General features: G+C 67.1%; 19 protein-coding genes and 1 pseudogene. 13 read left to right on the forward strand and 7 right to left on the reverse strand.

Translation table 11 applies throughout. From position 1 onward, the window contains the following. The first annotated feature begins 305 nt into the window (after nt 1-305). The 10 genes from ABD024_RS11645 (at nt 306) to tatA (ending at nt 11878) form a co-directional block, all read left to right on the forward strand. Nucleotides 306-1853: a PDZ domain-containing protein gene (locus ABD024_RS11645; protein ID WP_343852767.1), complete on the forward strand. Its 1548-nt coding sequence runs from the start codon at nt 306-308 to the stop codon at nt 1851-1853. Nucleotides 1854-2200: 347 nt separating this feature from the next. Continuing rightward, nucleotides 2201-2641, forward strand: coding sequence for a hypothetical protein (locus ABD024_RS11650; RefSeq protein WP_343852769.1), 441 nt, complete (start codon nt 2201-2203; stop codon nt 2639-2641). Between the two features lie 52 nt (nt 2642-2693). Then, the gene (locus ABD024_RS11655; protein ID WP_343852771.1) at nt 2694-3761 is read left to right on the forward strand and encodes an FAD:protein FMN transferase; all 1068 of its coding nucleotides are present in this window, start codon (nt 2694-2696) and stop codon (nt 3759-3761) included. Then, the gene (locus tag ABD024_RS11660) at nt 3761-5956 is read left to right on the forward strand and encodes a 4Fe-4S binding protein (protein ID WP_343852773.1); all 2196 of its coding nucleotides are present in this window, start codon (nt 3761-3763) and stop codon (nt 5954-5956) included. Before ABD024_RS11655 ends, ABD024_RS11660 begins: the two co-directional genes overlap by 1 nt. Nucleotides 5957-5986: 30 nt before the next feature. Then, nucleotides 5987-7936 carry a TAT-dependent nitrous-oxide reductase gene (gene nosZ / locus ABD024_RS11665; protein WP_343852775.1) on the forward strand — a complete coding sequence of 650 codons (1950 nt, stop codon included), beginning with the start codon at nt 5987-5989 and terminating at the stop codon, nt 7934-7936. Nucleotides 7937-7989: 53 nt separating this feature from the next. Continuing rightward, nucleotides 7990-9270: a nitrous oxide reductase family maturation protein NosD gene (locus ABD024_RS11670; RefSeq protein ID WP_343852777.1), complete on the forward strand. Its 1281-nt coding sequence runs from the start codon at nt 7990-7992 to the stop codon at nt 9268-9270. Further along, nucleotides 9254-10183, forward strand: a complete 930-nt coding sequence (locus ABD024_RS11675; protein WP_343852779.1) for an ABC transporter ATP-binding protein — start codon at nt 9254-9256, stop codon at nt 10181-10183. The genes ABD024_RS11670 and ABD024_RS11675 overlap by 17 nt, the downstream gene beginning before the upstream one ends. Then, a complete protein-coding gene (locus ABD024_RS11680) occupies nt 10180-11013 on the forward strand; it encodes an ABC transporter permease (protein WP_343852781.1) in 834 nt (277 codons plus the stop codon). Before ABD024_RS11675 ends, ABD024_RS11680 begins: the two co-directional genes overlap by 4 nt. A gap of 10 nt (nt 11014-11023) precedes the next feature. Then, nucleotides 11024-11662, forward strand: coding sequence for a nitrous oxide reductase accessory protein NosL (locus ABD024_RS11685; RefSeq protein WP_343852783.1), 639 nt, complete (start codon nt 11024-11026; stop codon nt 11660-11662). Nucleotides 11663-11677: 15 nt separating this feature from the next. After that, on the forward strand, nt 11678-11878 hold the full coding sequence (gene tatA, locus ABD024_RS11690; protein WP_343852785.1) for a twin-arginine translocase TatA/TatE family subunit: 201 nt from the start codon (nt 11678-11680) through the stop codon (nt 11876-11878). A 70-nt stretch (nt 11879-11948) separates the two neighbouring features. Here tatA and dapE read toward each other — a convergent pair whose 3' ends face one another. Genes dapE through dapD form a run of 5 tightly spaced genes read right to left on the reverse strand, consistent with a single transcriptional unit; the run spans nt 11949 to nt 15887 of the window. Then, nucleotides 11949-13088, reverse strand: coding sequence for a succinyl-diaminopimelate desuccinylase (gene dapE, locus ABD024_RS11695; RefSeq protein WP_343852788.1), 1140 nt, complete (start codon nt 13086-13088; stop codon nt 11949-11951). A 46-nt stretch (nt 13089-13134) separates the two neighbouring features. After that, nucleotides 13135-14211 (reverse strand): VIT1/CCC1 transporter family protein, encoded by a 1077-nt coding sequence (locus ABD024_RS11700; RefSeq protein WP_343852790.1) that lies wholly within the window; start codon nt 14209-14211, stop codon nt 13135-13137. Then, nucleotides 14208-14735: a DUF2165 family protein gene (locus ABD024_RS11705; protein WP_343852792.1), complete on the reverse strand. Its 528-nt coding sequence runs from the start codon at nt 14733-14735 to the stop codon at nt 14208-14210. Before ABD024_RS11705 ends, ABD024_RS11700 begins: the two co-directional genes overlap by 4 nt. Continuing rightward, on the reverse strand, nt 14707-15063 hold the full coding sequence (locus ABD024_RS11710; protein WP_343852794.1) for a Spx/MgsR family RNA polymerase-binding regulatory protein: 357 nt from the start codon (nt 15061-15063) through the stop codon (nt 14707-14709). The genes ABD024_RS11705 and ABD024_RS11710 overlap by 29 nt, the downstream gene beginning before the upstream one ends. After that, on the reverse strand, nt 15060-15887 hold the full coding sequence (gene dapD, locus ABD024_RS11715) for a 2,3,4,5-tetrahydropyridine-2,6-dicarboxylate N-succinyltransferase (RefSeq protein ID WP_343852796.1): 828 nt from the start codon (nt 15885-15887) through the stop codon (nt 15060-15062). Before dapD ends, ABD024_RS11710 begins: the two co-directional genes overlap by 4 nt. A 123-nt stretch (nt 15888-16010) precedes the next feature. Here dapD and ABD024_RS16305 point away from each other — a divergent pair, with 123 nt between their 5' ends. From ABD024_RS16305 to tssA, 3 genes are all read left to right on the forward strand, one after another. After that, on the forward strand, nt 16011-16553 hold the full coding sequence (locus ABD024_RS16305; protein WP_425543143.1) for a hypothetical protein: 543 nt from the start codon (nt 16011-16013) through the stop codon (nt 16551-16553). 89 nt (nt 16554-16642) lie between these two features. Beyond that, complete coding sequence (locus tag ABD024_RS11725) at nt 16643-16960, forward strand: hypothetical protein (protein WP_343852799.1); 318 nt, start codon at nt 16643-16645, stop codon at nt 16958-16960. Between the two features lie 219 nt (nt 16961-17179). Next, the gene (tssA, locus tag ABD024_RS11730; protein WP_343854673.1) at nt 17180-18211 is read left to right on the forward strand and encodes a type VI secretion system protein TssA; all 1032 of its coding nucleotides are present in this window, start codon (nt 17180-17182) and stop codon (nt 18209-18211) included. A gap of 40 nt (nt 18212-18251) precedes the next feature. Here the strand turns inward: tssA and ABD024_RS11735 are convergent, their stop codons facing one another. Continuing rightward, nucleotides 18252-19358 (reverse strand): hypothetical protein, encoded by a 1107-nt coding sequence (locus ABD024_RS11735; RefSeq protein ID WP_343852801.1) that lies wholly within the window; start codon nt 19356-19358, stop codon nt 18252-18254. A gap of 2 nt (nt 19359-19360) precedes the next feature. After that, nucleotides 19361-20595: pseudogene (locus tag ABD024_RS11740) on the reverse strand (hypothetical protein); the annotation flags it as partial.

The following is a 20595-nucleotide window of genomic DNA, read 5'->3' on the forward strand; positions in this document are numbered from 1 at the left end:
TGGTGCTGCGCTAACTTGTGCGCTTTGGTTCGCACCAGCCCAAAGGTCGGCTCGCAACGCGCTCGCTATCGCGCTCATGAAGCAACGGCTGGCCGATGATATGCGCAAGGTGCCGCAGGCATGGCCCGAGAGCGGAAACTGAAGGACAGGCAGCCGCAAGGCGGCGTCACAGGGGACTATGGCGACCCGCTGTCGGTAAGGTACTGTAACCACCGGGGGCCCTGGGGCCATGACATGCGAAACCGGCGGTGCTGCCGAGGCAGCGGCGTACGGTTTCGTCCATTTGACCTTGCGGGAGCTTTCCGATGCAGCGTTTCGCCGCCGCCGTTGCATGTGTACTCGCAGGATGCCTGTCGCCCACTCTCCGGGCGCAATCGCCCGCGCCACCGGCAACACGACACGCCTTCAGCTACTGCTCCGTGACCGACACGGCAAGCCACAAGGTCTGGGCATCGCCGGTCTTCGAGTACGCATACCTACCCGATGGCAGCAACCGGTTCACCCGCACGCAGGACATGGCCAGCGAATTTCACGCCTTCGTCGGTGGCTTGGGCGGCGAGGGCGACAAAGCCTGCCTTCTCGCCGACGGCGGACAGGCAGACATCGAGGCGTTTCGCAACGAGTCGCGCGCCACCCTGACCAAGCGCTTCATGGGCATCGTGCGTGCCCACAAGTGGGTGGATGTCGCCTGGGCGCCGAAGCCCTGGAGTCCGGCCACCGAAGCGACGAAACCCGCCACCGTCACCAAGTACTTCTACTGCTACGCGACCGACACGGATCCCAACAAGCGCGCGACCGTGGCCGCGCTGGTGTTCGAGAGGAGCGTGGACGGATCGAACCCGATCGCCGTCTATACACAGGCCGAAGCCTACGGCAAGGAATTCGCGCGCGACGTGGCTGCGCCACACGGATTGGCCGAGGGGCAGCCCTCATGCTATTTCAAGGACACCCGCGCGGAAGCCGAGAAGGCGCTGCACGACTACCGCAAGATGTTCAGCGGATTCAATCTGAGATTCACGGATGTCACGTGGCTGCCCACGCAGGAACCAGCGGCAACGCCAGCGGACGTCACTACTCCCGCCGCTCCCGCCGCAGAGTCCGGCACGCCACCCGCCAAAGGCAGGCTCGGCATCGAAGTCGGAGAAGTCAGCCCCACTCTCGCACAGGCGCTCGGCATGGACCGCGCGCGCGGTGCCCTGGTGGTCACGGTGAAGAAAGGTCACCCGGCGGATGCCGCTGGCATCAAACCCATGGATGTCGTGCTCGGCGTCAACCAGCAAACCGTGAATCAGTTCACCGACCTGCCGGTGCTGGTCAGTCGCCTCCCTGCGGGCATGCCCCACACCCTGCAGCTGTGGCGCGAGCGCGCCGAGCATGAGGTACGGATAGAACTGTCCGGCGCAGCCGCAGCGATCCCTGCACCAACCGGCGCGGCCATCGCGCCATCCACGGGTGCCACGGCAGCCGGAACGACTGCGCCCGCCGCTGGAGTCGGCAAATACTGTCACGTCTTCCTGCAGTTCGTCAGCAAGCCGGGCGGCGTGCGCAGCAAGGTATGGGAGAACCGGGACTCGGACGGGAGCGAAGCCGCCATGATGACCACGCTCGCCGCCTTCACTACGCACATGCACCAGCAGCAGCCGAAGGTGTGGCACGAGTTCGCCGGCCATCGCCAGCAATGCGACATGAATCTCGGGTACTGCTACGCCAGCGTCGTTCGCCGTTTCGGTGGCACGTCGCAGATCGCCGGCCAGTTCTGCAAGAGCACGCTCGAGGAAGCCGAAGCCGATTGGGAGCGGTTGAATCGGAACAGTTCGGGGATGGAGATCATTGCGTGGCCCGCGGCGTCCTGAACGACCCGGGGATCGACTGTCGCGCCATGCAGTCCAGCGCGATGAAGCCGCCGTCGCTGCTGTCGTCACCGGCGCTTTGCTCGGGGCCGACGCCGCACAGGTCTTCGGCGCGGCTGGCGATGCACTGACCAGCGCGGCGAGCTCGCCGGAAATCGCGCGGTTCGCGCCGGTGCTGGCGTTGAGGTTGGAAACCTGGAACGAGGTGGGCGGAAAACCGCCCTGCCCCCGTCCCGGCCGCTCGTGCGACATTCGACCGCACGAGCCTCGTAGGCATGTCTGACCGAAGTCAAAGGCATCGCCGTCGTGCGCGCGCATGATCCGCACCGTCCACAAGGCGGATCCGCCCCATGATCAACTGCGACAGCGTCATCATCGGGGTAGGCCCGGTCGGCCTGTTCCCGGTTTTCGAGCTGGGTCTGCCCAAGCTGGATGCCCACGTGATCGATGCCGTGCCGCATGCCGGCGGGCAGAGCACCAGCAGGTGCGCAGCCTCGATCCGCCGGACGCAACGGGTGATGGATCCGTCAACCTTCCAGACACCCATACCGGGCATCTTCGCGGTGGGCGACATCGATACCTATCCGGGCAAGACGAAGCTGATCCTCTCCGGCTTCCACGAGGCGGCGCTGGGCGCGTTTGCCGCGCACGCACATCTGCGCGCCGGCACCCGGGCGAACTTGCAGTACACGACGACCAGTCCGGCGTTGCAGCGCCGTCTGGGTGTGCATGAGGTCGCGCGCGGCAACACCGCGCAACCTCCGCCACGAGTGGCCGTCAGCGCGGCCTGAATCCTCGTACAGCGCGTCACGCCCACGCACTCACCGCCACGGGAAGCCTCCCATGCATCGCTCCTCCGATCCCGGCAACCTGCGCTCGCCCGAGCGCCGCCACTGGCTGAAACAGGCCGGACAACTGGCACTGGCCGGCGGCCTACTAGCCGGCGGCGGCTGGACGGTGCTCAAGCGCAAACAGAACCTGTGGCAGGTTCGGCGCGAGCGCACGCTGATGCAGACCTCGGTGGCGGTCACCTGTCTGGCGGATGACGTGCACGCGGCGGGCGCGGCGATCGAGGCGGCCTTTGCGCGGATGGCCGCGACGGCGGCGGAACTGACCCGCTTCGACCCGGCCAGCCCGCTGTCGCGGCTGAACCGCGACGGCCGGCTGGCGCTGGTGCCGGCGAACCTGCAGGCGGTGCTGCGTGAGGCACTGTCGCTGTCGGCACTGACCGGTGGCGCGTTCGACGTCACCGTGCTGCCGGTGCTGCGTTATCTCGAAACCTTGCGTGGCGTATCCGGCATCGACGCGCATGAACGCGATGCGATCGACCGTCGCGAGCAACAGGTGGGCTGGCGCGATCTCGCGCTGGACGCGCGCGGTGCGCGGCTGCTGCGGCCGGGCATGGCGGTCACCCTGGACGGCATCGCCAAGGGCCATGTGGTCGACCAGGGCATCGCGGCGTTGCGCGCGGCGGGCATCGAGTACGGCCTGATCGACGCCGGCGGCGACATCCAGGCGATCTGCGGCAACGATCCGCAGCGGCACTGGAACGTCGGCATCGTCGACCCGCGCGACGTGAGCCAGGTGGCGGCGGTGGTGCAGGTGCGCAACGCGGCGCTGTCGACCTCCGGCAACTACCGCGTGTTCTTCTCCACCGATCGGCGCCTGTTCCACATCGTCAACCCGCGCACCGGCTATTCGCCGCAAGGTTATTCCAGCATGACCGTGATGGCGCGGCGCTCGGTGCTGGCCGACGGCATGAGCACCGCGGCGTTCTCGCTGGAGCTGCCGCAGCTGGCCGCGCTGATGGCAGCGCAGGACCACCAGTGGCTGGCGTTCTCGCGCACCGGCGAACAGCGCTGGCGCTCGCGCGAACTGCCGCTGATCGCCGGCACGGCGGAGCTGGCCTGATGCGCGGCGCACGCACCCGCTCCTTCATGGCCAGGCTGCTGCTCGCCTTGCTGTTGCTGGTGCCGGCATCCGCGGCATGGGCCGGCATCGACACCCGCTTTCCGCAGTTGCACCAGGTGTTCCCCGACGCCACCCGCTTCGGCGACGTCGAAGGCACCCCGCCCGCGGCGGCCGTGTACCACGGCGACAAGGTCATCGGCTACGTGTTCGAGACGGTGATGGTCGCACCGGTGCCGGCCTATTCGGGCGCGCCGATCAACATCCTGATGTCGATCGGCACCGATGGCAGCATCCGCGATGCGCGCGTGCTGGAGCAGCACGAGCCGATCCTGCTGGTCGGCATCCCGGTGCAGAAGCTGTACGACTTCGTCGCCCGCTACATTGGCCATCGCGTGGACGATCGCATCGTCGTCGGCGGCGGTGGCAGCGACAGCGTGCGCATCGACGCGATCAGCAGCGCCACGGTGACCTCGATGGTGACCAACGAGACGATCATGAACTCGGCGCTGAAAGTGGCCGCCTCGCGCAAGCTGATCGCCGGCGCGGCCGACACCGGCGCGGTCGCCGCGCAGGTCCGCGGCGACTACTTCGTGCCGGCCGACTGGCAGGCGCTGACCGGCAACGGCGCGATCGCCCACCTGCAGCTGGCGCGGAAGGCGGTCACCGACGCGTTCAAGGGCCAGCCAGAAAGCGGCCTGGTCGACGACCCCACCGCCCCGGCCGCCGGCCACGGCGCGGACAGCTTCATCGACCTGTACTTCACCGACGTCACCCCACCCACGGTGGGCCGCAACCTGCTCGGCGCCGCGGCCCACGCCGACCTGATGAAACTGCTCAAGCCCGGCGATTCGGCGATCGCGGTGATGGCCAACGGCATCTATTCGTTCAAGGGTGTGGGCTACGTGCGCGGCGGCATCTTCGACCGCGTGCACCTGCTGCAGGATGGCAAGCTGGTGCTGTTCAAGGATACCGACCTGGTGTCGATGAACGACACCCCGCTGCGCGGCAAGCCGGCGTTCGCCGAACAGGCGATCTTCATCGTGCGCAATAGCGGCAGCGGTTTCGATGCGACCCGGCCGTGGACGCTGCAGTTGATGGTGAACCGCCAGGTCGGTCCGCTGCAGAGCATCTACCACACCTTCACCAGCGACTACCGCATGCCTGCGGTCTACACCACGCGCCCGGAAGCGGCTGCCGAGGCGCCCGCCGATGCGCTGCCGGCCAACGCGCCGCTGTGGCAGAAGGTCTGGTACGGGCGCCGCATCGACATCGCGCTGCTGCTGGCAGGGCTCACCGTGCTCACGCTGATCCTGATGTTCCAGGACTGGATCGTGAAGCGCCCGCTGCTGCTCGAACGCCTGCGCGTGGGCTTCCTGATCTACACGCTGGTGTTCATCGGCTGGTACGGGCTGGCGCAATTGTCGGTGGTGAACATCCTCACCTTCATCCAGTCGGTGCTGCACGACTTCCACTGGTCCACCTTCCTGATGGACCCGCTGGTGTTCATCCTGTGGGTGTTCGTGGCCGCCACCTTGCTGCTGCTCGGACGCGGCATCTACTGCGGCTGGCTGTGCCCGTTCGGCGCGTTGCAGGTGCTGGTGAACAAGCTGGCGCGCAGGCTGCACGTACCGCAGTTCGAGGTGCCCCAATACGTGCACGAACGGCTGTGGGCGATCAAGTACATCATCCTGCTGGTGCTGTTCGGGATGTCGCTGCAGTCGCTCAACATGGCCGAGCGTTACGCCGAGGTCGAGCCGTTCAAGACCGCGATCAACCTGCACTTCGCCCGCTCCTGGAGCTATGTGCTCTACGCGGTGGCGCTGGTGGCGGTGTCGGCGTTCAACAACAAGTTCTACTGCCGCTACGTGTGTCCGCTGGGCGCCGGGCTGGCGGTGTCCGGCCGCTTCCACCTGTTCGAATGGCTGCGACGCCGGCGCGAGTGCGGTCGCCCCTGCCAGATCTGCGCGAACGAGTGCGAGGTGAAGGCGATCAACGCGATCGGCCAGATCAACTTCAACGAATGCCATTACTGCCTGGATTGCCAGGTCACCTACGCCAACGACAAGAAGTGCCCGCCGCTGGTGGAGCGCCGCAAGAAGCGCGAGCGCGCCGCGCGGCCGCTGCCCACGCCGGTGCTGACGATCATCCCGGCGGCGACGCCGGCAACCCCCGAGCCGGCGAAGGTCGCCGACTGACCCACCACCTATCCAAAGGGATGGAGCGCCATGCACGACGAATCGAGCAACAAACCCGGCCAGCCCGGCCAGTCCGCGGCACCGGGCAACCCCGCGCGCCGCAACTTCATGAAGACCAGCGCGCTGGCCGGCCTCGCCGGTGCCGGCGGGCTGGTTGGCGGGCTGGCGCTCGGCCGCCTCGGCCACGGCGGCGCCGAAGGGCATGATGGCGAAGACAAGCACGAGCAGGGGAAAGGCGAGCACGAGGCAGCCTCCGACCACGTGCCGCCCGGCCAGCTCGACGAGTACTACGGCTTCTGGAGCGGCGGCCAGTCCGGCGAAGTGCGCCTGGTCGGCGTGCCCTCGATGCGCGAGCTGATGCGCATCCCGGTGTTCAATCCCGACTTCACCATCGGCTGGGGCCTCACCAACGAGAGCAAGCGTGTGCTCGGGCCGAACTTCCCGCCCGGCGGCGACTGCCACCACCCGCACATGAGCCAGACCGACGGCCACTACGACGGCCGCTACATTTTCATCAACGACAAGGCACATACCCGCGTCGCGCGCATCCGCTGCGACGTGATGCGCACCGACCGCATCACCGACGTGCCCAACGTGCAGGCGATCCACGGCCTGCGCGTGCAACGCGCGCCACGCACCGGCTACGTGTTCGCCAACGGCGAGTTCCTGATCCCGGCACCGAACGACGGCCGCGACCTGGACGATCCGAAGAAATACCAGACCATGTTCAGCGCGCTCGACGGCGACACCATGGAAGTCGCCTGGCAGGTGCTGGTGGACGGCAACCTGGACAACACCGAGGCCGACTACGCCGGCAAGTACGCCATCTCCACCTGCTACAACAGCGAGGGCGGCATGGATCTGCCCGGCACGATGCAGGCCGAGCGCGACTGGGCCGTGGTGTTCGACATCGCGCGCATCGAGGCGGCGGTGAAGAAAGGCGAGTTCAAGACCATCGGCAGCTCGAAGGTGCCGGTGCTGGACGGCCGCCACGGCTCGTCGTTCACCCTCTACATCCCCATCCCGAAGAACCCGCACGGGATCAACGCCAGCCCCGACGGCAAGTACGTGGTGGCCAACGGCAAGCTGTCGCCCACCGTCACCGTGATGGAGTGGAGCCGCATCGACGACTGGTTCGCCGGCAAGCTCAAGGACCCGCGCGACACCGTGGTGGCCGAGCCCGAACTGGGCCTGGGTCCGTTGCATACCGCCTACGACGGTCGCGGCAACGGCTACACCACGCTGTTCATCGACAGCCAGATCGCCAAGTGGAACATCGAGGACGCGATCGCCGCCCACGCCGGCAAGAAGGTCAACTACCTGCGCCAGAAGATCGACGTGGCCTACCAGCCCGGCCACTGCCACACCTCGATGGGCGAGACGCGCGACGCCGATGGCAAGTGGCTGGTGTCGCTGAACAAGTTCTCCAAGGACCGCTTCCTGCCCACCGGCCCGCTGCATCCGGACAACGACCAGCTGATCGACATCTCCGGCGAGACCATGAAGCTGGTCGCCGACGGCCCGGTCTACGCCGAGCCGCACGACGTGATCCTGCTACACCGCCGGTTGCTGATCGACAAGGTCAAGAAGAGCTGGGACCGCGCCGACCCGTTCTTTGCCGAGACGGTGGCGATGGCGAAGAAGCACGGCGTCGACGTGCTGTCCGACAGCAAGGTCATCCGCGAGGGCCGCAAGGTGTTCGTGTACATGACCTCGGCCGCGCCGATCTTCAGCATGGGCAGCTTCAAGGTAAAGAAAGGCGACGAGGTGACCGTGGTGGTGACCAACATCGACGCGGTGGAGGATGTCAGCCACGGCTTCTGCATCGTCAACTACGGCATCAACATGGAGATCAGCCCCGGCGCCACCGCTTCGGCCACCTTCACCGCCAACAAGGCGGGGGTGTTCTGGTACTACTGCACGTTCTTCTGCCATGCGATGCACATGGAGATGAGCGGGCGGATGCTGGTCGAGGCCTGAGCCGCGTCGTGCCGCCGCGCGGTGTGCGGCGGCACGAGCGGGTCTCCGTTCCCATGCATGCACTTCGTTTCCTCGCGGTCCTGATGCTGGCATTGCCGCTGGCGGCGCCTGCGCGCGAGTCGCTGGAGCAGCGGGTGGCGGCGGCGGCGCCGGGCGCCACGATCAGCGTGCCGGCCGGCGTGCACGCGGTGCACCTGCGGCTGGACAAACCGATCACCCTCGTCGGCGAACCCGGCGCGATCCTCGACGGCGGCGGCGCAGGCGACGTGGTGCGCATCGGCGCCGCGCAGGTCGCAGTGCGCGGGTTGATCATCCGCCACAGCGGCACCGATCTCACCGCGATGAACGCCGGCATCTTCGTCGAGCGCCAGGCGCGCGACGTCACGCTCGAGGGCAACCGCATCGAGCAGAGCCTGTTCGGCGTCTACCTCGACGGCGCGGCCAACGTGCGGGTCGCGCGCAACGTGATCCGCGGCATGCGCTCGCTGCGCGTGGCCGACCGCGGCGACGGCATCCATATGTGGAACGACACCGGCTGCACCATCGAAGGCAACGACGTGGCCGATGCGCGCGACGGCATCTACGTCTACGTCAGCCCGCACAACACGATCGCGCGCAACGTGGTGCACGGCGTGCGCTACGGCATCCACTACATGTATTCGCAGCACAACCTGCTGCTGGACAACATCAGCCGCGGCAACCTCGCCGGCTACGCGCTGATGTCGTCCGATCATCTCAAGGTGATCGGCAACATCGCCGAGGACGACGACTCCTACGGCTTCCTGCTCAACTACATCTCGCACAGCGAGATCGCCGGCAACCAGGTCCGCCGCATCAACGGCCAGCGCGACACGCAGGGCGGGCTGATCGACGGCGCCGAGGGCAAGGGACTGTTCGTCTACCTGTCGCAGTTCAACACCCTCCACGACAACCTCGCCGCCGACTCGCAGATCGGCATCCACATGACCGCCGGCTCGGAGAACAACCGCCTGTGGGGCAACCGCTTCGTGGACAACCGCATCCAGGTGAAGTACGTGCAGAGCCTCGCCCAGGAGTGGTCAGCAAACGGCCGCGGCAATTTCTGGAGCGACTACCTTGGCTGGGATCTGGACGCCGACGGCATCGGCGATGTGCCGTTCCGTCCCAACGATGGCGTCGACGTGCTGCTGTGGAAATACCCCTCCGCGCGCAACCTGATGTCCAGCCCCGCAGTGCTGCTGATGCGCTACGTGCAGCGCGCGTTCCCGGTGTTCACGCCGCCGTCGGTGCAGGACAGCCGCCCGCTCATGCAGGCCCCCACTTCCTTCCGGCCCGACCATGAACCACGCGATTGAATTCGAGGCGCTGGCCAAGCGCTACGGCACGCTCGCCGCGCTCGACGGCGTCAGCGCCTGCGTGCCGCGCGGCCAGGTGATTGGCCTGCTCGGCCACAACGGCGCCGGCAAGTCGACCCTGATCAAGCTGATCCTCGGCCTGATCGCACCCAGCGGCGGCCGTCTCGCCGTGCTCGGCCAGTCGCCGTGGCGTGCGCACGCCTTGCGCCGGCGCATCGGCTACTTGCCGGAGAGCGCCACCTTCTACGCCAGCCTGAGCGGGCGCGAGCTGCTCGACTACCTGGCCCGGCTGAAGCAGGCGCCGCGCGGCCAGGCGCAGGCGCTGCTGGACCGCGTCGGCCTGGCGCACGCCGCCGACCGGCGCATCGGCACCTACTCCAAGGGCATGCGCCAGCGCCTCGGCCTGGCGCAGGCCTTGCTCGGCTCGCCGGAACTGGTGCTGCTGGACGAACCGACCACCGGCCTCGACCCGCAGGCCACCCGCGAGCTGTATCGCATCGTCGGCGAGCTGCGTGCGGACGGACGTTGCGTGCTGGTTTCCTCGCACCTGCTGGCCGAACTGGAGCCACATATCGACGGCGCGCTGATCCTGCGCCAGGGCAAGTTGCTCGCCGCGGGCAGCCTCGACGCATTGAGCGAGCAGGCCGCGCTGCCGGCGCAGGTGCTGCTGCGGCCACGCGAGCACGCCATGCCCGAACTGATCGCGCGTCTCGAAACGGGCGGCCTGTCGGCGCAACCGCGTGCCGATGGCCGGCTGGAACTGCAGGTGCCGCGCGCCAGCAAACTGCGCATGCTGCGCGAGCTGCTGGCCGACCCCGCCGTGGTCGACCTCGACGTGCGCGAACCCACGCTGGCGCAGCTCTACGACTGGCTCGGCGCCGGCAACAGATCCGCCGCGGAGGCCTGCGCATGAACACAATCCTCACCGTCGCCAGGAAGGAGTTCCGCGACGACTTCCGCAATCGCTGGACGGTGGCGCTCACGATACTGTTCGCGCTGCTGGCGCTGGGCATCGCCTGGTTCGGCAGCGCCGCTTCCGGCAAAGTCGGCTTCACCTCGTTCGACGCCACGCTGGCCAGCCTGACCACGCTGGGCGCCTTCGTGATCCCGCTGATCGGCCTGCTGATCGCCTACGACGCCATCGTCGGCGAGCGCGACGACGGCACCTTGCTGCTGATGCTCAGTTACCCGCTGGCGCGTGGCCAGCTGGTCGCCGGCAAGTTCCTCGGCCACTGCGGCGCGCTGGCCGCCGCCACCCTGGCCGGCTTCGGCCTGGCGGTGGCGATCATGCAGCTGATGCAGCCGCCTGCGCAGACGCTGCAGGCGTGGCTGCACATCGGCCGCTTCATCCTCAGCGCCTCACTGCTGGGCGCCTGTTTCGTCGGGCTGGCCTGCCTGATCAGCGTGCAGACCGTCGACAAGTCCCGCGCCGCCGGCCTGGCGCTGATCGGCTGGCTGGCCAGCGTGGTGCTGTTCGACCTCGCACTGCTGGCGCTGCTGGTGGTCAGCGGCGGCAACCCGGTCGAGCGCGCGGTGTATCCGTACCTGCTGCTGCTCAATCCGGTCGACGTGTTCCGGCTGGTCAACCTCACCGCACTGGGCGACGGCGCCGGCAACGACCTGCTGACCGGCATGACCGCCCACCACACTTATTCGCCACTGCTGCTGTACCTGGTGATGCTGGCCTGGGCGGCGGCGCCGTTCGCGTGGGCGATGCTCGCGTTCCGGCGCAAGGAAGTCTGAGGAGAACCGCATGCGACCCCGTTCCGCGCTCCGCTTCGGCCGACTGGCCGCACTGTCCCTAGCGCTGGCCCTGCTCGCCGGCTGCGGCGGCAACCCGCCACCGGCGAAGCATGCCGTGGACACCCACGCGGACGACGCCTGTGCCGTCTGCGGCATGTACCTGGATGGCTCGCCCGGCCCGCGTGCGCAAGCCTGGGTGGCCGGCCGCGCCAAGCCGCTGGTATTCGACTCCACCCGCGATTTCTTCGCGTACGTGCTGCAGCCGGAGAACCAGGCCGCGCTGCGGGAACTGTTCGTGCAGGACAGCGCCCGCATCGACTGGCAACAACCCAGCCACGCCGCGGTCAGCTTCATCGACGCGCGCCGCGCGCTCTACGTGGCCTGGCAGCCGCTGCCCGGCTCGATGGGGCCGACCCTGGCGCCGTTCGCCACCCGCGCGGCGGCGGCGGCGTTCGTCCATGAGCATGGCGGCGCCGTGCTGGGCTTCGACGAGATCACGCCGGCACTGGTGGCCACGCTGGACTATCGCTGCCCCGCCCAGATCGCCGCCGCCAGCGGCCGCCCTTTGCAATGCCTTGCCGGGCCCGCGGCATCCACGCATCTGCCCTTTCCGCCGGCATCGTCGGCGCGCACTCCCACGCACCCGTAACAGGAAGATCGAACCATGCCCGGACTGAACAGTTTTTCGCACTGGATCGTGTTGCTCGTACTGGTTCTGTTGGTCTTCGGCACCGGCAAACTGCGCAACGCCGGCCGCGACCTGGGCAGAGCCATCGCCGACTTCCGCAAGGGACTCAAGGACGGCCAGGCGGACGACACCGCAACACGAACCGTTCGGCCGGATGCCGACGACCAACAGCGCTGATGTGCCGACCCATGTCGGGTCAGCCGCAACCGCGGATTCCGCAATCGTCAGCCAGCGGGCTATCGCACGCTCAGCTCTCGATCAGCAGGCGCTTGCAGACGGCGTGATACAGCCGCGGCAACTGCTCCAGTTCCTCCAGCGCCACGCATTCGTCCACCTTGTGGATCGTCGCGTTGACCGGACCGAGCTCCACGACCTCGGCGCCCATCGGCGCGATGAAGCGACCGTCGGAGGTGCCGCCGCCGGTGCTTTGTTCGGGATCGATGCCGCACAGGTCGCGGCAGACGGCCACCACGGTTTCACGCAGCGCGCCGCCGGGCGGGGTGAGGAACGGTTCGCCGGAGAGGTTCCAGTCCAGCACGAAGTCCACGCCATGCCGTTGCAGGATCGCCTCGGTGCGCTCGCGCAGGTCTTCCGCACGACTGGCGGTGCAGTAACGGAAGTTGAGCAGCGCGGTGAGCTCGCCCGGAATCACGTTGTTGGCACCGGTGCCGGCGTTGAGGTTGGAGACCTGGAACGAGGTGGGCGGGAAATCGGCATTGCCTTCATCCCAACGCTCGGCGGCGAGTTCGGCCAGTGCGGGGGCGAAGGCATGGATGGGGTTCAGCGCCTGCTCCGGATACGCCACGTGGCCCTGCACGCCGCGCACCGCAAGCGTGCCGGACAGCGAGCCGCGGCGGCCGACGCGGATCAGGTCGCCGAGCCGGTCCTTCGAGGATGGCTCGCCCACCACGCACCAGTCGATGCGCTCGTCGTTGGCACGGAAGTGTTCGACGACCCGGCGCACGCCGTCGAGATTGGTCGGGCCTTCCTCGTCGCTGGTCAGCAGCAGGCCGACCCGGCCGCGATGATCGGGATGCGCCGCCACGAACTGCTCCAGCGCCACCACCATCGCGGCGACCGAGCCTTTCATGTCGGCCGCGCCACGGCCGTATAGACGGCCATCGCAAACCGTCGGCTCGAACGGCGGGCTTTGCCAGGAGGTTTCCGGACCGCTGGGCACCACGTCGGTATGGCCGAGGAAGATCAGCGTCGGGCCGGCGGCGCCGTGGGTGGCCCAGAGGTTGTCCACCTCGCCGTAACGCAGGTGTTCGACGCGAAAACCGGCACGCTCGAGTCGGGCGCCGATCAACGGCAGGCAGCCGGCGTCTTCCGGCGTCACCGAGCGGCGGCGGATCAAGTCACAGGCAAGCTCGAAGACGTCGGACATGGGTACTCACGCGGCACAGCGATGGGCGATAACACAGCATATCAAGCTAGGTCAGCACGACACCCAGCAGATGGCCCACGCCGTAGGTGATCGCCGCAGCGGCAGCGGTGATGCCGAACTGGCGGGCGATCGAAAACAGCATGCTGCGGCCGGTGAACAGCGAGGTGCCGATGCCGATCAGGGCCAATCCGGCGGCGGTGGAACACGCGCTGGCCAGCAGCGCGGCGTGGCCGCCAAGGAAGAAGTACGGCGCCACCGGAAACAGCGCGCCGCAGGCGAACAGGCAGAACGACGAGATCGCCGCGCCCCAGGCCGAGCCGCCCAGTTCGCCCGGATCGACACCCAGATCTTCGCGCACCAGCATGTCCAGCGCCGCGCGCGGCGTTTCGGCGATGTGTCCGGCCAGGTGTTCGGCGGCGGCTGGCTCCAGCCCCTTCTCGCGGTAGAAGCCGGCGATGTGTTCGAGGCCATCTTCGGGCGCCACGGCCAGGCGTTCGGCGCGTTCGGTGATCTGCGCCTGGTAGAACTCGCGCGAGCTGTTCACCGACAGCCATTCGCCCAGCGCCATCGAACAGGCGCCCGCAACCAGGCCGGCCAGGCCCGCCAGCAACACCGCGCGATCACCCGTGGCGGCACCCGCCATGCCCATCACCAGGCTGACGTTGGAGACCAGCCCGTCGTTGGCGCCCAGCACCGCCGCGCGCAAGGTATTGCCGCTCTGCGGACGATGCCGGCGCCCGTGCGCGCCGTGCTCGCTCACCGGAACGAAGTGATCCCGATGGCCGCTGCGATCGACCGGCGTCTCGTCGTGGTCGGCATGCTCCAGCCGCACCACGGTCGGCATCACGAATTCGGTGCCGAAGCGCTGCGCGAACCAGCTCAGCGTGCGCACGCGCAGGCCGACCCGCGGCGGCGGCACGGCCTCGCCCATCTCGCGCAGGTGCGCCTCCCAGAACTCTGCGTTGATCCGTTCGCCCGCGGCGATGCGCCGGTAGGCGTGGCCCAGCCGCGCATCGGTGGCCAGCTCGGCCAGCCGCGCGTAGAGCGCCGCGTTGTCGCGTTCGATGCGCAGGTTGGCGCGGAAGCGGCGCGCGCGGCTGCCGCTGTCGACTGCCGGCTTCAATGGCCCAGCTCGTCATCGCGCTGGCCGAGGTAGACCAGCGCAAGCAGCAACACCACCACAAAACGGAACGCGCTGGCCAGGCCGTTCCACTGGCTGGACATCCACATGCCAAACCACTCGCCGCCGATCGCCATGAAACCGCCCAGCCACAGCAGCACGCCGATGCTCAGGCCAGTCACGGCGAGGCGCTTGGTACGATGAAACAGCGTGGCCGACGAGTGCCGTGCACGCCACATGCGCCACGCACCCAGCCCGCACAACACGGCGGCCAGCGTCTCGGCAGCGATGATCAGCACGTAGGCGGCATGCTGCAGCAGCGGCGCATGGATCGCGCGGTAACGGATGCTGGCGTCGGGGAAAATCGAATCCATCGCCAGCACGTGCTGCACGAACACCAGGTTGCTGCCGTAGTCGGTGATGTTGCCGAACGCCACCAGTGCCAGCCAAAGCCCGATCGTGGCCACCAGTCCGATCCGGGAAAGCCGTATCGGCATCTCAGCGCCCGAACAATTTCTTGAAGCCATTGTCGCTGAAGCCCACGCTTACCGTGCCATCGGGCTGTGCCACCACCGGGCGGCGGATCAGCGCGGGGTATTCCTTCAGCAGTAACGTCCACTCCGGGTCACTGCCCGGGTTCTTGCGCTGCGGCAACAGGTTGCGCCAGGTGGTGGACGACTTGTTGACCAGCTTTTCCCAGCCGCCGAGCTGCGCCGCCCATGCCTTCAAGGTCGCCGCCGGCACCGGATTGGCGCGGTAGTCGACGAAGTCGTGCGCCACCTCGAAGCGGGCCAGCCAGTTGCGCGCCTTGCGGCAGGTGTCGCAGGTGGGCAAGCCGTAGAGGACAGGATTCATTCGCCGCTCCTGAGCAATTCGTTGATGCTGGTCTTGCCGCGCGTTTTCTCATCCACCTGCTTGACGATGATCGCCGCGTACAGGCTGTAGCTGCCGTCTTTCGCCGGCAGGCTGCCGGCCACCACCACGCTGCCGGCGGGCACGCGGCCGTAACTGGTTTCGCCGGTGGCGCGGTTGTAGATGCGCGTGGACTGGCCGAGGAACACGCCCATGCCGATCACGCTGCCCTTTTCCACCACCACGCCTTCGACCACTTCGGAGCGCGCACCGACGAAGCAGTTGTCCTCGATGATGGTGGGGTTGGCCTGCAGCGGCTCCAGCACGCCGCCGATGCCGACGCCCCCGGACAGGTGCACGCCCGCACCGATCTGCGCGCACGAACCGACCGTGGCCCAGGTGTCAACCATCGTGCCGGCACCGACGTACGCGCCGATGTTGACGTAGCTGGGCATCAGCACCGCGTCTTTCGCGATGTGCGCGCCGCGGCGCACCAGCGCACCGGGCACCACGCGCGCGCCGAGTTGCTGCAATTCGCCGTCGTTGCCGTGGGCAAAGCGCAGCGGCACCTTGTCGAACGCCTGCGCCGGGCCACCATCGACCACACGGTTGTCGTTGATGCGGAAGTACAGCAGCACCGCCTTCTTGATCCACTGATTCATCTTCCAGTCACCCCGACCATCCGGCTCGGCAACACGGCGCTCGCCGGATTCGAGCAGATCGAGCACCTGGTCGATGGCGGGCCGCAGATGGGTTTCGATTTCGGCCTGGGTCAGCGCGTTGCGGCGTTCAAAAGCGTCGTCGATCAGGGTTTCGATGGCTTGCATGGGATTCATTCGTTGGTGGCAGCCGGTCGGCCGGGAGCTGACCGCAAAGAGTACATGCTACGGCCATGGTTGCCGCAGCCGGATTCATCCGCGTACAGCCCGCGCCGGGGGAAAACCGGACGCATGTCCATTCTTCCATACCCTGCCCCCGCACCGGAAACGAACCGCTTTGGAGCCACCGTTTTTTTCGCACCCTTCGACGCCAGTGAACGGATATCGCCGGGGCAACGCGGCCCCGTGCATTTTCACCGCTTCGAAACGGCTGATGTGTTCATCATTCGCCGCAGCCCGCATTGCGAAGGCTGGTCGCAGCGCTGTCCGCCGCTCATGCCGTCGCAACGCGAAGCTCAACCCGCCCAATTTTCGCAGGGAGATCGCACCATGCATGATCAGATCAGCGAAGGATTCATGGTTTTCACCTCGGACGGGGCCGAAGGCATCGGCTCGGTCCGCGAGATCAGGCACGGCCTGCCCGAACTGCTCGTCTACATCGAGAACGCTGGCGACTTCGTGGTCCCGCTTTCGGCAGTGAAAGCCGTCCATTCCGACAAGGTCATCCTGGACTTCGACCACCTTGGCCTGCGCCTGCGCAATGCCATCCGCCACGCGCGCGACTCGGAAGATCCGGACTACGTACCGCCTGCTTCCACCGAAGAAGAAGAATAGGAGCACGGTCGCCTTCCTCGCCCGGCACACCTGAATCCGGTTTGCCGATAGGATGGCGTGTGTTTGCAAGTGTGGTTGACTGGAAGGGCATGATCGACAAAGACGAGGAAAGGCTGAACCGCCAGCTCGACCGTTTCGAGCGGGAACTGCCGAAGTGGGTCAGCCGGGGGATCCGGTGGCTGCGGGAACCTTCGGCGCGCTGGGTGCGCATTCCCGTGGGACTTATCCTCATCGCGGGAGGAATTTTCAGCATCCTGCCCCTGCTGGGCGTGTGGATGTTGCCGTTGGGCCTGTTGTTGCTGGCGCAGGACCTGCCCTTCCTGCGTCGCCCGATGCGGCGGGCACTACTCTGGGTGGAGCGACGCTGGGTCCGCTGGAAGCAGTCGCGGCGGCGCCGAACCGGATAATCGCCGGGGCACGTCTCCTACCGAACACGACCACGACCGGGCTTCGTTGCAGCCGATTATCTCGGCCTGCCGAAATTCGGCGCGTTTCATCGCGCAAGCATATCCTTGGCCGACGCCTGGCCGGTTGTCCCACGTCGATTTAAAACGAATCCGGCGGCTGGTTTTGCGCGAATAATTTGTGATAATGGAAGAATCCCACCTGGAAGGCGGTGCAAGACCATGGCGCAATATAATCTTGAGTCTTTGTTGGCACCGATCGGAGATGAATCTCCGGCAGGCGATGATCTGGAATACGACGCCGAGTTTCTCGCACTCGAACGCGCCGCCGCGCCGAAGGCCGAACGCGCCATTGGCGACAGCGTAAAGGCGGCCGAGGAACCCGACTGGGACAAGGTCGCCGAACTGGCCCGGGCCGTGCTGGGTCGATCCAAGGACCTGCGCGCCGCTGTCCACCTCACCACGGCCTGGACGCGCACCTCCGGCATGCCCGGGTGGAACGCGGGTCTCAGCCTGATTCGTGGCCTGCTTGAACACTTCTGGGATACCGCGCATCCGCAGCTGGATGCCGAAGACGACAACGACCCGACCATGCGTGTCAATTCGGTGGTTCCGCTGGGCGACCTGCAGGGGGTATTGGGCTATTTCCGCACGACACCTTTCGTGCAGTCGCCACGCCTGGGCCGATTCGACTTGCGCGACCTGCGCATCGCCAATGGCACGCTGAAAGTCACCGCCACGGAAGGCGAGCCGCAGCCGAGCATGACCGAAATCGAAGCATGTTGCATGGATTGCGCCGAGGACGAACTGGTGGCCGTAACGGCCGCCATCAGCCAGTCACTGGAAAATGCCAAGGCGATCGACGGCATTTTCAACGACCGGGTCGGCACGGCCGGGCCGGATTTCAAGAACCTGCTCGGCGAAATCTACGAACTGAAGAAGTTTCTGGAACCGCAGCTCGCACGCCGCCTGCCGGCGGAAGGCTCCGCCGAAGAGGGCGAGGCCGGTGAGGAAGGTGCCGGGGGCGGCGGCGTGCGCGCATCCGGCGGCGCAATTGCCGGTCCGCAGGATGTGATGCGCCGCATCGACGAGTTGTGCGATTACTACACCCGCAACGAACCATCGAGCCCGGTACCGCTGTTGCTGCGCCGTGCGCAACGATTGGTCGGCATGGACTTCATGGACCTGCTGAAGGATCTCGCACCCGGCGGCATTTCGGAGCTGCGCGTCGTTTCCGGGACACCCGACGAATAAGCCTCTGCGCCGTTCCCGGGCCGATGACCCGGGGTGACTCTCAGTACACGCCCTTGCAGCTGGTCGCGCCGGGGCGCACGAACAACTGGCGCACTGAGGGATCCCAGCTCAGGGTAAGGCCACCCGGCAGCCCGGTCGTGATACCCGCCGAGGCGATCTGGCTGATCGGCCCGACCGGGACGACATGACCGTCGCCGAACATCGCCTTCACGCTGATCGCGTAGCTGACCGGATCCGTGCAGCCTGCCGTATCGATTTGCTGCGAGACGGTGCCGTTGCCAGCGAAATCCGGCATCGTCCCCGTGATCGGCGGCATGACCTGCTCGACGCCCTTGCCCGCGCGGCATGTTGCGGTCAACGCGTAGCTCACCGATACCTTGACCGGCGGCGCCACCTGCACCGCGGCAACGGCCTCCGGTTGCGCCGTGCAACCGACCAGGAACGCCTTGTGCTTCGGCACCACGTGCAGTACGTAGCTGCCCGACTGGAGCCGGGCGTCGCTGGCCAGTTTAAGTTCGATGCGATTTGGCGAGACGCCGGTCACGCTGGGCTGCACTTCCTGTCGCCGGCCCTGCGCATCGGTCGCGGTGATCACGGGATCCTCGCACTGCGCATCGAGCAGGTTCGCGCCGACCAGGGCGAAGGTCATCTCCTTGCCGCCGTTGCGCAGCACGAACAGCGACCGGTGATCCGCGGTTTCGACGCCATCGATGACCGGCGGCAGCTTGGCCGAGCCGGATACGGCAGCAACCTGTGCAACGGTGCTGGCCAGTGCGTCGGCCATCGCGCCCGCATCGGCGTCCAGGCAACCCTTGCTTACATCAAGGAAGGCCTTGACCCGCTGGACCAACGCATGGACGCGGTATGCGCTCGCCTTGGCGCTTGCGTCGAGTATGTCGAGCGGCTTGCCCGCATCGCCACCCAGCGTCTTGCGCAACGTATCGGCCATGCCGGCAAGACGTTCACTGGTAGCGCCGAGACTGGAATGCGGCAAACTGACCGCGCGGGCGGCCAGTTCGTGCCGGGCCACCTCGAGTTCGGCAACGACGGCCGCCCCGGTCAACCGCGGGGCGATCTGTGCCGCTGCCGAGCCGACGAGGCCCGGCGCGAGCAACCCGAACAGGATGCATGCACCGAGTCTGCGCATGCTCATCTGCGCACGTTCATCATCATGCGCACCATGCCTACGGTATCGCTGCCCTCGCAATCAAGCTGATCGGGCTGGTCAGGGTCGCAACCGCCTTGCTGGTCGGCCGGCAAGCGCACGCCGGACGGCACGATGCCATAGGAGCGGTAGTTTGCCGTGATCACGCCCGGGTCGATGTACGAGTCACCGTGATTGCCGTTCTGCGCGCTGCCGGCACCCGATGCGGTAGGAACGTTGACGGCCAGACCACCACCCAGCGGCAACAGGTTGCCGCTGCTGTCGATTGCGTAGAAATAAGCCGGTGGCATGCCGATATTGGCAACTGTCTGCAGGCCGGTGCCCACCACGTAGATCGGTGCCGGCGCGGACCCCATGCGACCGGTCGAGCCCCACACACCCATGCCGTTGTACACCGGCGTGGTACCGAGCTGGAACAGATCGCCGTTGGTCACGGACAGGTAGAACGCCGAGGTGCCGGCATTCACCGTGAATGCGCTGCCAGCGACCGAAGCCAGCGTCAGCGTCTTGTTGTTGGTCATGCTGAAGCCGGCCGGCGACGAGAAGTTGCCGAGGGTATCGACCATGTTGCTGATGCGACGGGTGGCGCTGCCGAGCGTGGTTCCACTCACAGCACTTCCGCTCAACGTGGCCGCGGTGATCACGCCGCCGGAGCCCTCGTTGATCGCACCGGCCGAGTTCAGCGTGGTTTGCGTGCCATTCACCGCACCATTGATTGCCAGGTCGCCGGCGGTCGTCGTCAGCGTGGTGCTGGCGCCGCCAGTGACCGGACCGTTCACCGCCAATGCCTGCGCATTGGTCAGGGCGAAGCCCGCCGCGGTGAAGTTGCCCAGCGTACCGATGTGGTTAGCCCCGTTCAGTATGGTGGTACCGCCCGACTGGCCAGTCAGGGTGCTGGCAGTGATGCTGCCGGCTGCGCCCTGACTGATCGTACCGACCGACTTCAACGTCGTCGTGGTGCCGCTGATCGCGCCATTGATCACCAAGTCACCGGCAGTCGTGGTCAGCGTCACGCCGGGACCGCCCTCGAGCGGCCCCACCACCGTCAAGGTCTGCGCATTGGTCAGGCTGAAGTCGGCAGTGAAGCTGCCCAGGGTGTTGATGTGGTTGTTGCCATCCAGCGTGGCATTGCCGATCGAATGGCCGGTCAGCAGGTTCGCCGTGATACTGCCACCGGCTCCTTCGGTGATGGCGGCAGCAGAGCTGAGCGTGGTCGTCG

It is taken from the genome of Rhodanobacter soli (assembly GCF_039523495.1).
Classification (GTDB): Bacteria; Pseudomonadota; Gammaproteobacteria; order Xanthomonadales; family Rhodanobacteraceae; genus Rhodanobacter; species Rhodanobacter soli.